The sequence below is a fragment of the Prevotella illustrans genome (assembly GCF_017426725.1).
Taxonomy (GTDB): domain Bacteria; phylum Bacteroidota; class Bacteroidia; order Bacteroidales; family Bacteroidaceae; genus Prevotella; species Prevotella illustrans.
In genome coordinates, this window is record NZ_JAERMS010000001.1 from 118,258 (window position 1) to 131,810 (window position 13,553).

11 protein-coding genes are annotated in these 13,553 nt (G+C 49.6%); 8 read left to right on the forward strand and 3 right to left on the reverse strand.

The window, feature by feature from the left end; all coding sequences use genetic code 11:
* The first annotated feature begins 480 nt into the window (after positions 1-480).
* The 8 genes from JHU38_RS00395 to JHU38_RS00430 all read left to right on the forward strand — a co-directional run bounded on the left by JHU38_RS00395 (position 481) and on the right by JHU38_RS00430 (position 10,411).
* Positions 481-771: a helix-turn-helix domain-containing protein gene (locus JHU38_RS00395; RefSeq protein WP_004354617.1), complete on the forward strand. Its 291-nt coding sequence runs from the start codon at positions 481-483 to the stop codon at positions 769-771.
* Entirely contained in the window at positions 768-1,058 is a 291-nt protein-coding gene (locus JHU38_RS00400; protein WP_004342104.1) for a helix-turn-helix domain-containing protein, read from the forward strand. The genes JHU38_RS00395 and JHU38_RS00400 overlap by 4 nt, the downstream gene beginning before the upstream one ends.
* Before the next feature lie 311 nt (positions 1,059-1,369).
* Complete coding sequence (locus JHU38_RS00405; protein ID WP_207859250.1) at positions 1,370-1,984, forward strand: TetR/AcrR family transcriptional regulator; 615 nt, start codon at positions 1,370-1,372, stop codon at positions 1,982-1,984.
* A 99-nt stretch (positions 1,985-2,083) separates the two neighbouring features.
* Positions 2,084-3,838 (forward strand): ABC transporter ATP-binding protein, encoded by a 1,755-nt coding sequence (locus JHU38_RS00410; protein WP_207859251.1) that lies wholly within the window; start codon positions 2,084-2,086, stop codon positions 3,836-3,838.
* A gap of 25 nt (positions 3,839-3,863) precedes the next feature.
* Positions 3,864-5,591: an ABC transporter ATP-binding protein gene (locus JHU38_RS00415; protein ID WP_207859253.1), complete on the forward strand. Its 1,728-nt coding sequence runs from the start codon at positions 3,864-3,866 to the stop codon at positions 5,589-5,591.
* A gap of 302 nt (positions 5,592-5,893) precedes the next feature.
* The gene (locus JHU38_RS00420) at positions 5,894-8,311 is read left to right on the forward strand and encodes an efflux RND transporter permease subunit (RefSeq protein ID WP_207859255.1); all 2,418 of its coding nucleotides are present in this window, start codon (positions 5,894-5,896) and stop codon (positions 8,309-8,311) included.
* Positions 8,312-8,322: 11 nt separating this feature from the next.
* Positions 8,323-9,102, forward strand: coding sequence for an outer membrane lipoprotein-sorting protein (locus tag JHU38_RS00425; RefSeq protein WP_207859257.1), 780 nt, complete (start codon positions 8,323-8,325; stop codon positions 9,100-9,102).
* 1 nt (position 9,103) lies between these two features.
* Positions 9,104-10,411, forward strand: coding sequence for a DUF1302 family protein (locus tag JHU38_RS00430; RefSeq protein WP_207859259.1), 1,308 nt, complete (start codon positions 9,104-9,106; stop codon positions 10,409-10,411).
* A 196-nt stretch (positions 10,412-10,607) separates the two neighbouring features.
* Here the strand turns inward: JHU38_RS00430 and JHU38_RS00435 are convergent, their stop codons facing one another.
* Genes JHU38_RS00435 through JHU38_RS00445 form a run of 3 tightly spaced genes read right to left on the reverse strand, consistent with a single transcriptional unit; the run spans position 10,608 to position 13,539 of the window.
* On the reverse strand, positions 10,608-11,012 hold the full coding sequence (locus JHU38_RS00435; RefSeq protein WP_207859261.1) for a hypothetical protein: 405 nt from the start codon (positions 11,010-11,012) through the stop codon (positions 10,608-10,610).
* Positions 11,009-12,253 carry a site-specific integrase gene (locus tag JHU38_RS00440; RefSeq protein ID WP_207859263.1) on the reverse strand — a complete coding sequence of 415 codons (1,245 nt, stop codon included), beginning with the start codon at positions 12,251-12,253 and terminating at the stop codon, positions 11,009-11,011. The genes JHU38_RS00435 and JHU38_RS00440 overlap by 4 nt, the downstream gene beginning before the upstream one ends.
* A 56-nt stretch (positions 12,254-12,309) precedes the next feature.
* Positions 12,310-13,539 (reverse strand): site-specific integrase, encoded by a 1,230-nt coding sequence (locus JHU38_RS00445; RefSeq protein WP_207859265.1) that lies wholly within the window; start codon positions 13,537-13,539, stop codon positions 12,310-12,312.
* Between the last annotated feature and the right edge of the window lie 14 nt (positions 13,540-13,553).

A 13,553-nucleotide genomic window follows, 5' to 3' on the forward strand; every position in this document is an offset into this window, starting at 1 on the left:
ATTTATAGCCTCATTAAGCAAAAAACGGATGACAGGAATGAAAGGTTAACAGAAATACGGATTGTCGTTGTTTGCTTTCAGATGCGGTCTTTTGCTTTGATTACCTTATTAACCTCATTTGTGCAGTGGCAAGAACATCAATCTGTCTCTTTTGTCCCCATCATAGCGCCACAAGCTGCCACTTGAATGAAAAGTGATGGAATAAGAAATGCCCGATATTAATTTTGCATAAGACAAGCTGCGCTCGGCAAAGGATAAGTGAACTTTCCTCTGCACTCGCTTGCATTGTCTTTGCAATGAAAGAAAAAAGACGGGGCAGGAAAACGCAAATGCGAACCGATGATGCGGATTGCCCTTTTCCTTATTCTTCCCGGCATTTCCCTGCTGTTCACCACGGCTTTGAGAGGTGTACGCACGCCATTATCTTTGCCGATGGAAACTGGAAAGACCTGAAACAACAAACAATAACAATATAAAATTATGAACTATTACATCATTACAGAAACTAATTGGGCAAAGCTTCGAGATGAAATCTTGAGCCTTGCAGAATGTTGTCACAAAGCATTCGGAGAGAAAAGCAAGCATACGGACTGGCTGCACAATGGTGATGTGTGCCGGCTGCTGAACATCAGCAAGCGCACCCTGCAGCATTATCGTGATACGGGCGTGCTGCCGTTTACGCAAATCGGACACAAGTGCTATTACAAGCGTGAGGATGTGGAAACACTGCTTCTTACGAAGTCGAACAAACCTAAAAACAGACAGATATGATGGAAACAGCAAGAGACTTGAACATGGAGACGGACGAGATGCAGTTGGTCGTCTCGGCATTGAGAGGTGTGGGGAAACGGATTGTGGAAGTGGCGGATACACACAAGCCACTCTTTGCAGGAGAACTTTTCCTCACGGGTAAGGAAGTGTGCGAGCGGCTGTATATCAGTCCCCGTACCTTGCAGGACTATCGCGATAGGAAGATTATACCCTACACGCAGTTTGCAGGCAAGATACTCTACAAGGCTTCTGACTTGGAGAGAATGTTGGAGGAGAATTACAAGTGAGGGGATTGATTTTGTATAACTGAAACTCTTCATATTCTATTCCACAATATGTTGTTTGACTTATAAAATAAATTTAGATATTCACACACATAAGTATTTATTGCAAAATACTTATTTTTGGGTATTGCGGTGTTTTTATATCTTTGCTACTTTTGCAAAATAAACATTGCAACTATGCGAATACACAATATTTATATAGTAAGAGCGCAAATGGGCTCGTTCAATCTATCGCACCGTTCGATTACGAAACGGTGCGATTTTTTTATGAACAAAACAGAACTTAGTTCATTATTTAAAGTTTTCATGGGCGTATGCAGAAACTGAAAGACGACATTCGGCAGCGTATCGTTGCCGTGGCGCGCGAGGAATTCATCGCTCACGGCGCACGCAGCACGTCTATCCGCACGGTGGCGCGGCGTGCAGGCATTGCTGCTGGCAACGTGTACAACTACTTCCGCAGCAAGGACGAGCTGTTCTGTGAGGTGTTGCGGCCGCTGCTCAACGAGCTGAACTGCTACATTCTGTCGCACAACGAGGAGCGGCACCTCTGCATCGAGGTGTTCGACGCACTCGATTTTCAGAACGAATACATCGGCACAATGAAGAAAATGGTGAAGCTTTACCGCCCCGAACTGCGCCTGCTGTTGTTCAATGCCGAAGGCACATCGCTTGCTGGGTACAAGGAAAGGATAGTTAAGCACCAAATGAAAGTTGGTTCGGAATACCTGCGACTGATGAAAGCGCGCTATCCGCACATCAACATTGACATCTCGCCCTTCTTCCTGCACATTGCGAGTTCTATGTGGGTGAACATCTTCTGCGAGATCGTGGAGCATGAGGACTACGACGAAAGCGAGGTGAACCGTGCGCTTCGGCAGTATACTGCCTACAGCATGGCAGGGTGGAAGGAACTAATGAAACCCTAAGAACCGCTACTATCGTTGCCCCTCTGCTGCTGTTTTCGACCGCTACAGGGCACACCGAAAACCGTAAGAACAATAACTTTTCAATACATATAAATAGCTATGATAAAAATACTGAAACGCTTAGGACGTTACATGGGAGGGCGCAAGCCGTTGCTGCCCTGCTCGGTTGTGCTGTCGGCAGTGAACGGACTGCTGTCGCTCGTACCCTTTATTTTCCTGTGGTTGGTGGTGCGCACGCTGCTCACTGCCGACGGAAACCTTGCCGATACGCCCGTATGGGACTATGCCATTGCGGCTTTCGTGGTGTCGGTGGCGAATGTTCTGCTCTATTTTGCCGCCCTCATGCTCTCGCATCTTTCCGCTTTCCGCATCGAAACCAATATGCGGCGCACTGCCATGGAACGGCTGATGCGTGTTCCATTGGGCTTTTTCGACACGCAGAACACGGGACGCATGCGCAAGATAATAGACGAGGATTCGAGTCAGACCCACACTTTCGTGGCACACATACTGCCCGATGTGGCAGGCAGCGTGGTGGCTCCGATAGGCATCATAGTACTTCTGCTTGCCGTAGATTGGCAGTTGGGCATTGCCGCAATGGTACCGATAGTGTGCGCCTTCGGTATCATGGGCTACATGATGAACCCTAAGAACAACGATTTTCAGCGTATGTACCTCGACGCACAGGAGAAAATGAGTGCCGAAGCCGTGGAATACGTACGCGGAATACCCGTCGTGAAGGTCTTCCAACAGACGGTATTCTCGTTCAAACGCTTTCACGACAGCATCATCAACTACCGCGACCTCGTCATCAGGTACACCCTTCTGTGGCGCACGCCCATGTCTGCCTACACCATAGCCATCAATGCTTTCGCCTTTCTGCTTGTACCTACGGGCATCATACTGATAGGGCACGGCGGCGAGACTGCCATCATCGTTTCCGATATGGTGCTGTATGTGCTCATCGCCCCCATCATTGCAGCCAACGTAATGAAAGCCATGCACCTCAGTCAGAACCTCTTTCTGGCAAACGAAGCGGTAGACCGATTGGAGAAACTCACCGCCACGCCGCCGCTTCCAGAGAGTTCCGAGCCCGAGAAAGCGGCAGCCTTCGACGTCAGCCTGCGCAATGTGTCGTTCCGATACGAAGCGGCGGAGCACGATGCCGTAAGCCACATCGACCTCGACATACCGCAAGGCAAGACCGTTGCGCTGGTGGGAGCGTCCGGAAGCGGCAAGACAACCATCGCAAGGCTCATTCCACGCTTCTGGGACGTGCGCGAAGGCAGTTTGAAAATAGGTGGTGTGGACGTTCGGCACATGGATAAGGCAACGCTGATGCGCAACGTGTCGTTCGTGTTTCAGAACACCCGACTGTTCAAGACCTCCATTTTGGAGAACATTCGCTACGGCAATCCCGATGCGACCATCGAGCAGGTGAACCGTGCCGTAGACCTCTCGCAGAGTCGGGAAATCATCGAGCGGCTGCCACAGGGGCTGAACACCGTGATAGGAGCGGAGGGAACATACCTCTCCGGCGGCGAACAGCAGCGCATAGTGCTTGCCCGTGCCATTCTGAAAGATGCGCCCATCGTGGTGCTCGACGAAGCTACTGCCTTTGCCGACCCTGAAAACGAGCACCTTATCAGACAGGCCTTTGCCCACCTGACTCGCGGAAAAACCGTGCTTATGATAGCCCACCGACTGACCACCGTGCAAGATGCCGACAACATTGTCGTGGTGGACGACGGCAGAATAGCCGAACAGGGCACCCACCAACAACTCATGGAGCAAGGCGCATTATATTATAAGATGTGGAACGAATACCAGAAGTCGGTGGAATGGAAACTATAAACCTAAACAGAAAGGATTCAAGACTATGATAAAATATCTTCAACAACGGTTCGCCCTCACCGAAAAAGGAGCGAAAGACTTGCGGAAAGGCATCACCTTCTCTACATTGATGAACCTCGCATTGATGCTGCCGCCCACCTATTTGTTCTTCTTCCTCATGGAGTACATCGACTCCGAGACTCCCTCCGAGCCGCACACGCTGTGGTTCTATGTGCTTGTGGCTTTGCTCTTGGCAGTGCTTATGTTCTTCATAGCCCTCCGACAGTACGACAGCACCTACACCACCGTCTACAACGAGAGTGCGCAACGCCGCATCGGAGTGGCAGAAAAACTGCGCCGACTGCCCCTCGCTTTCTTCGGCGAACGCAACCTTTCCGACCTCACCTCTACCGTGATGGAAGACTGCACGATGCTCGAGCAAACCTTCTCGCACGCTGTTCCCCAACTGTTTGCGTCGGCTCTGAGCGTCGTCATCATCGCCATTGGCATGTTCTCCTACAATTGGCAATTGGCTTTAGCCCTCTTTTGGGTCGTTCCGCTCGCCGTAACCACCCTGCTGCTGTCGCGCCGTCAGTTCCACAAAGCCTTCGTTCAGCACTATAAAGTGAAGCGCGGCGTAACCGAACAGATACAGGAAGGTCTGGAATGTATGCAGGAAATAAGGTCGTACAGTGGCGAACAGGCATACTGCCGCAGCTTCGACAAGCGGCTGAAGGGCTACGAGCGCGCACTTGTGCGCAACGAACTCATGGCAGGAGTATTACTCAACATCGCCGGAATGCTGCTCAAACTCGGCATGCCCACCGTTATATTGGTGGGTGCATGGATGTTGCAGAAGGGCGAAGTGTCGGTATTCACCTACTTGGCTTACCTCTTGGCATCGGCAATGGTCTATAATCCCATTATCGAAGTGTGCAACTACCTTGCCCTGCTCTCCTTCCTCGACGTGCGCATCAACCGTATGAAGGAAATAGAAAGCATGCCCACGCAGGAGGGAAGTGCAGCCGTACAACTCGAAAACTACGACATCGAGTTCCGCAACGTAAGTTTTGCCTACGAAACCGAGAAGCAAGTGCTGCACAATGTCTCGTTCACGGCACGCCAAGGCACCGTTACCGCCCTCGTAGGGCCGTCGGGTGGAGGCAAAAGCACTACTGCCAAACTTGCCGCACGCTTTTGGGACATCGATGACGGACAAATTCTTGTGGGTGGAAACGACATCTCGAAGATTGACCCTGAAACGCTACTGAAACACTATTCCATCGTCTTTCAGGACGTATTGCTGTTCAATGCCTCTATTGCCGACAATATCCGCATCGGCAAGCGCGACGCTACCGACGAGGAAGTGCGCCACGTTGCCCGACTGGCGCAGTGCGACGACTTCATCAGCCGAATGCCGCAAGGTTACGATACCGTTATCGGCGAAAACGGCGAAACCCTTTCGGGTGGCGAGCGACAGCGCATTTCCATTGCCCGTGCCCTGCTGAAGAATGCCCCAATCATACTTCTCGACGAAGCCACCGCAAGCCTTGATGCCGAGAACGAGACGAAAATACAAGCGGGTATTTCAGAACTGGTGCGCAACAAGACCGTTATCATCATCGCACACCGTATGCGCACCGTCCGCAATGCCGACCACATCGTGGTGCTTAGTGGTGGTACGGTGAGCGAACAGGGAACGCCCGACGAACTGCTGACCCGCAACGGCGAGTTCGCCCGAATGGTTCGTCTGCAACAGGAAAAACGGCAATAATACCTCTACACCAATCGCTCGCAAAGGATTATGGAAAACAGCAACAGTATATGGCTTACGGAGTGCATGGTGACCGTACGGTCTGGACACGTTTGTCCAATAAGTTGGACAGACGAGTCCAATGAGCTGGACAAATTAGTCTAATTAGTTGGACAAATTGGTTCAATTACATAAGTATTAAAGGTTTTTGGCGATCGTTCAGAGATAGTAATAATGATCGTTCTGAGGTAGTAATAACGACCGATCAGAGATAATACAGACAACCGTCCAGAGATAGTAATAACAACAAAGATAAAACAACAATGAAAATCGTAAAAATCAACAGTAAGTTCAAGCAGTTGGCAGACTGGATACTCTGCCACCGTCTTGTGGTCGGTGCGTTGTTCGCAGTCATCGTCGCCTTCTCGTTTGTGGGAGCGAAGCGCATCGTGATGAAAACTTCGTTCGACGACTATTTCGTGAGCGACGACCCGATGCTGCTCAAGACCAATGAATTCAAGTCTATCTTCGGCAACGACTACTATGTGGCGGTGCTGGTGAAAAACAAGGACATCTTCTCCCAACGCAGCCTGACGCTCATTCGCGAACTGAGCAACGAACTGAAAGACAGCCTGTCGTATGCCGACAAGGTAACGTCGCTTACCGATATTGAGTTTGCCGTAGGTACGGAGGAGGGTATGACCATCGAGCAGATTGTCCCCGACGAAATACCGTCTGATGCCGCTTCACTGAATGCAATCCGGCAGAAAGCATACAGCAAACCGTATTTGGCAAAGAAGATGGTGTCAAACGACGGTACGATGACGTGGATTATGGTGAAACTGCGTCCGTTCCCCGAAGACAGCGTGTGGAAAAAGACGAGCGACATTGCGCCCGATATGATTACGGGCAAAGAAGCGGGACACATCATCGGCAAGGCGAAATACGCCGAACTGTCGCCCAACGCCGCGGGAATGCCCTATCTGGGCTACGAGAAATTCGTTTATCTCAAAAGCGAACTGGGGCGGCTGTTCCTCTTTGCCTTCATCATCTCCATCGTTGTGATGCTCATCGTAACCCGTTCGCTGCGCGGCGTTGTTGCACCACTGCTCACGTCCGTGTTCGGACTGCTCATCAGTTTCGGCATCATCGGCTGGACGGGCATCTACATCGACATGACCACGACAATGATTGCCGTGATACTGACTTTTGCCTGCTCCATCGCCTACAACATTCACCTGTACAATTTCTTCAAAACGCAGTTCGTAGAAACAGGCAAGCGCAGGGAATCAATCAAGGAAGCCGTAGGCGAAACCGGTTGGGGTGTGTTGCTGTCGGGGCTTACCACCGTGGCTGCCATGATGACGTTCCTGTCAATGAAGATAGTACCGATGCGAGCCATCGGCATCAACACCTCGCTCTGTCTGCTTACCGTGCTGCTCACCTGCCTGCTGCTCACCCCCATTCTGTTGTCGTTCGGCAAGGACCGCAAGCCTGCCGCCGATATGTCGAAGAGTTTTGAAGGATATATCGGCAAACGATTCGAACTGTTCGGCAGTTTCGTGATGCGCAACCATCGTTCTATTGTCGTTTCGTCGGTTGTGCTGACCATCTTCTGCGGTATCGGACTCTTCTTCATCGAGCCTGCGTTCGACATCGAAAAGACGATGGGGCGGAAGATTCCCTACGTAAAGAAATTCCTCGACCTCTGCGAAACCGATCTCGGTTCGATTTATTCCTACGATCTTATGATTACCTTGCCGCACGACAACGACGCCAAGAAGCCGGAGAATTTGCAGAAACTAGACCGATTGGCGGAGATTGCGGGTGGCTACAAGCTGACGAAACGCCACAATTCCATCACCGACATCGTGAAGGATATGAACTGTACGCTCAACGGCAACAAGCAGCAGTTCTATCGTATTCCCGATAATGCCGATATGGTGGCGCAGTTGCTGTTGCTCTATGAGAATGCGGGCGGTACGGAGTCGGAATACTGGATGGATTACGACTACAAGCGGCTGCGGTTGCAATTGGAGATGAAAGACTACAACTCCAATGAGGCGGAAAAGGAAATGAACGACTTGCAGGCGGAGGCGCGCAAGCTCTTTCCCGGCGCACACGTCTCGGTGGTAGGTAGTATACCGCAATTCACCGTGATGCAGCAGTATGTGGAGCGTGGGCAGATGTGGTCGATGCTGTTGTCGGTCTTGGTCATAGGCGTTATCCTCGTGCTTGTCTTCGGCAACTGGAAAGTGGGGCTTGTAGGGATGATTCCGAATATTGCCCCTGCCATCATCGTGGGCGGTATGATGGGGTGGTTGGGCTATCCGCTCGATATGATGACAGCCTCGCTCATTCCGATGGTCTTGGGTATTGCCGTCGATGACACCATCCACTTCATCAACCACAGCCATGTGGCATACGACAGGTGTGGCAATTATGCAGAAGCCATCAACCAAACCTTCCGCACCGAAGGACTCGCTATCGTCATGTCCACAGTCGTCATCTCGGCTACGTTTACAGGCTTCGTCTTCTCCGACGGCACACAGATGCGCAATTGGGGCATTCTGGCTGTGGCCGGTATGATGTCGGCGCTGCTGGCAGACCTCTTCCTCACGCCCATTCTTTTCAAGTATCTCCGTGTGTTCGGGAATGATAAGCGGACTTCCTCGGAAGCGGTAAATGAACTTCCCAAGGAACGACAAACGAACTTCCTTAGTAACAACAAAACACCATAAAATATAACGATATGAAAACAAAACATTTCACATTGCTGCTCATCTCCATACTGGCGGTGTGCGGCGCGCAGGCAGCAGGGCTGTCGGGCAGAGACATCATGCAGAAAGTAAGAAACCGCGCAGACGGCGACACACGTTATGCTACCATCGAAATGACGCTCATCCAGAAGAGCGGCCATAAGCGTGTGAGGAAACTCGAATCGTGGGCAATGGACATAGGCAATGATACGAAGAAAATCATGTTCTTCACCTATCCCGGCGACGTGAAGGGTACGGGATTCCTCACTTGGGACTACGACAATACCGCCAAGGTGGACGACAAGTGGCTCTACCTTCCGGCAATGAAAAAGACGAGGCGCATCAGCGGGAAGTCGTCGAAAACCGATTATTTCATGGGCAGCGACTTTACCTACAACGATATGAGCGCCCGCAGCGTGGACGAAGAGAAGCATACGCTTCTGCGCGAAGAAATGTTGGGCGGTCAAAAATGTTGGGTGGTAGAGTCGGTACCCAACGACAAGGATGAGATTTACACACGCCGCGTCACCTGGGTTCGGCAGGACTGCCTGATGGCGGTAAAGGCGGAATACTACGATAAGCTGAACAAGCTGCACCGTAGGCTCACGATTTCCAACATAAATAAAGTGCAGGGCTTCTGGACGATGCACCTTATGCAGATGGAGAATGTACAGACGGGACACAAAACCATTATCCGTATGGACAATCAGAAGTTCGACATAAAGCTATCGCCTAATCTTTTCACTGTTTCCCAACTGGAGAAAGGACTCTGATATGAAACTATTTATGCTCTTGCTTGTGCCGATACTCTCGGTGCAGGCAGCGGCCCAAATCGATAATACATTGCCGGCCGATAGCGACACCATCGGTTCGGAATGCACTCCACAGGAAACGGTCGAAGCATCGGACGATAATGCCTTGCAGGTGCAGGTGAAAGGTTTTCTTGACACCTATCATGCCGTCAGAACGGAGGGACGTGCCGACTGGATGGCTTCGCGGACTCGGGCGCGGGGAGAACTCAAACTCGAGAAAGGGGCGGCTTCGCTCTTCCTATCTCTGAACGCCACCTACAACGGAATATTGAAAGAACGCACAGGACTGGAATTGCGCGAGGCTTATCTCTCTTATGCAAAGGGCAACTTCGACCTGCGCGTGGGGCGGCAGATTGTCGTATGGGGCGTGGCGGATGCACTGCGCGTTACCGATTGCGTGTCGCCGTTTGACTATACAGAGTTTCTCGCACAAGACTACGACGACATTCGCATGCCCGTCAACGGGCTGCGTGCAAAATACACAAGAGGTTCGGTCACCCTTGAAGCCGTGTGCAATCCTGTGGCAGACTTCTTCGTGTTGCCGACAGACGAGCACAATCCGTGGGCGATACGCCTGCCGTCTGCACCACAGCCTTACACCACCGACTTGGAAAGCGGCAAGCCGGAGAAGAAAATCAAGAATATGGAGTTTGGCGGACGGGCAAGCGTCAATCTCAGCGGAATAGACTTCTCCGTGAGTGCCTTGCGGACGTGGAACAAGCAACCCGCCCTTTGCCCTGCCCTGTCGGGCGATGGAAGGACGCTCCACATCAACGGACAGTACCGCCGTATGACGATGTTGGGTGCCGACTGCTCATTGCCCGTCGGTCAGTTTGTCCTCCGCGCCGAAGTCGCTGAGTACATAGGCGAGGCACAAGGAAGTGGCTTGGGGCAGAATGCCGTGCGGCGCAACACCCTCAACGCCCTTGCAGGGGTAGACTGGTATCCGGGTAACGACTGGAACATCAGCGTGCAGTATTATCATAAATACACATCGGGCAATCTCGCAGCGCTCTCCGTCTATCGCAATGCTGGGCTTGCCACAGCAAGACTCTCAAAGGAACTGCTGCACAACACGCTGAAACTCTCCACCTTTGCCTACATCGACGTGGCAAGCGGCGGCATCTTCAACCGCCTTTCCGCCTCCTATTCTCTCAACGACGATATAGAACTCACCGCCGGCTACGACTATTTCCATGCCAACAAAGGCAAGTTTGCCATGTATGGTAAGAACTCCGAAGCGTGGGTGAAGATGAAGTATAGTTTCTGATTCCATTTTAATACATGAAATGATTATACTCAAAATAATAATAACTTGTGAAAGTGAGTAAAGAAGAAAAATAGAATGTAGTCATAGGGTAGTAATGCTTGTCTTTCTCTAACTACATTCTAATTTTCTTTCTATCACAATTTTATATCTTTTGTAGTTATGTCGTAGATTGATATCGATGAAAAAGAAAAGTGTATCAATTGATACTGCCATTGCAGTTTAGGTATATCTGCTCCCTCACAGGTACAGGGCGTTGCAGTTCTCGACAGATGTATTTCCTGAACAAGTGTACTTCCGTGCTGTCCAATTGATAAGATAAAGCGATGATGATTGAAAGCGGATAAAGTGGGGCATAACCTTTTAACAGCCCATTTACGAATACTTCCAACTCCCCTGTATCCCTTTCATCGGGACGTAGGGAAGATACTTTTAGTAGTTGCTGCAGACGATAGTTGAGTTTCTTCCATGTTACACCGAAGAAGTCAACGAGCTCACTCTCGGTCATGGCTATATCACCTTTGCCTTTGCGAATGATTTGCATCTTGTCGCCCCACTCGAAATAGCTGCGCTCTCTTTTTGTTTGATGGTGATTGACATTCATACGGCTTCCTCCCTTATTTCTTCTTTTTGATGTTTCCTTATCAATTTGTCCATATCCTCCGAAATCTTATTGTCTGTCACCTGTGCGTAGATTTGAGTACCGGATATAGAGGCATGCCCCATCATTTTGGCAATACTCTCGATGGGTATTCCTGCACTTAAACTCATCGTGCCGAACGTGTGCCTTGCCATATGATAGGACAACCGTTCTCTGATGCCACACGCCTTGCCCACGATGCTCAGTTTTGCATTCATCACGCTACGGCTACAGGCACAGTGAAAGATAAAGTCGTCACCTTTTTCTTTCACCGTCTGCATTTCTTTCATGCTCGGTTGTTCTTTCTTGTATTGATTGATGATGGTCTCCGCTATCGGGTGCAGGGGCACAATAAACTCCACCTTTGTCTTCTGCCTTTCTTTACGGATATATTTTTGTCCGTCGGCTGCCGTTTGAATGTGTCCAAATTGCAAATGTTCCATATCAGCAATAGCCAAGCCCGTGAAGCATGAGAAGATAAACATCCGTCTTGCTTGTTCTGCTTCCTTATCAATTACTCTCAATGCCATGAGTTTGGCAACATCGCTCTTTTGCAGAAAGCGTATCTTCTGTTCCGCTTTCTCATATTTGGCATTCTCAAAAGGATTACAGCGAATGAGCCTTTGACTGACCGCACGATACATCAATCGACTTAGCCAGCAAAGATAGCGGTTGATGGTTGCAGCTGCCAGTCTCTGCTTTTTAAGATAAAAGCGGTATTCTTCAAACAAATCTTCCGTAATGACAGTAATGGGTATATCCTCGTTTCCTCTGTCCTTGACAAACTCCGTGAGCATCTTGTCAGAGTAATACAGGTTCTGATAAGTTCCCTCCGTCTTTGACTTCCCCACGCACTCTTTGACGGATTGCAGTTCTGCCTTGCTCATGGCAAGAAGTGTTGTCGGCATGGTGGCTATCCCCTGCAAACGGTTCTTGAGCAGTTCCACGCTTACCACTCCGTCCTTTATCAATATCTCCTGATAGGTCTTTTCTACAAGTTCTTTGAACTCGTCGATTCTTTGATTGGTTTTCTTGTCGGTTGTCAGTCCTTTCCTGCTGTTCCACTCGGAGGATTTGCATTCCTCGCCTGTGGTAATGGCGGTACTCTTTCCGTCTATGGTGATACGGCAGAGAATGGTGGTCTTGCCGTCTGCCTTTGTTTTCTGTCTGTTGATATAGAATAGTGTCTTGAATGTACTTCTCATTGTCTTGTTGTTTTAATGTTTGGAATGAATGCATAAGAATATACAAAGTATAAAGATTAGATAGCCAACTGCATATCTTCGGTGAAAGAGAGGAAACGGTTAAACTCTTCAAAGAGTTTCTGTGGTGTTACCTTTGCATAACGTTCGGTCATACTTACGTTCGTATGTCCGAGCATCTTGCTCACCGTTTCAATAGGAACGCCCTGCTCCAATGTGATAAGCGTGGCAAAGGTATGCCTTGCAGTGTGCGAGGTAAAGGGAAAAGAAATACCTGCCCGTAGTCGTAAGGCTTTAAGACAGGACTGATAAGTGGGATATTTGATGAAAGGCAGCAGTGCTTCCCTTTCATCGCTGTGCATTTTCTCTATTAACCGAACAGCTTCCGGCAATAACTTGATACGACAAAGCACGCCCGTCTTCTGTCGGTTGAACTTTAACCAAAGGCTACCATTATCATCACGAACAAGATGCTTCTTGCTTAGCTCCATCAAATCACAATAGGCTGCACCGGTATAACAGGCGAAGAGAAACACATCACGAGCGGTTTCCATTTCTTTTTCCAATTCATCAAAGCGGAGTGCTTTGAGTTTGTCCAATGCTTCCTTGTCGAGTGCCTTGGGTACTTTCTTGTCTCCCCGTTCTATATGTACTTTATCAAACAGAAGCGTATCAGCCAACCCCTCACGATAAGCCAACCTGCAGACGGTCTTCAAATCTGCTGCAACTCTGAAAAATGTGCTTTGCTGATGACCGAGTTCGCCAAGACAAAATGCTTGTAATTCGTAGATAAAGTTTTCTGTCAACAGTGAGAAAGCCAAGTCCGAAACATGGTATTTCTTCTGAATAAACTCCTGCAACCGTTTCCGAGTGGAATGATAGGCGGACATAGACTCTTCCTTGATGTCTACACCGATATGGCTTTCTTTTTCCTTGATGAGCATATCCAATCTCTCGATGAGCATACATCGTGCCTGCACACAGCCTTGAAACTGTTCCTTTACATCAGTTGCATCAAATGGCTGTCCTTTGGCAATTAGCGACTGATAGGTAGATTGAATGGAAAGCAACAAGTTCTCCAACCTTCCGTTAATCTCCACCGCCTCACGGCTCTTGCCGTCCATCCTGCTCTCACGTGAATTCCACAAGTCGGGGTTGCAGGAAAGTTTACAACTGAACTGTGCAATACTCCTTCCAAGTGTTATCCGTCCCATAATCGGGGCTTTCCCCAACTTGTCCAAACCGCTCTTTTTAAGGTAGAGCAACACCTTCATTTTCTCTGTTTTCATATGCTTTAATATTT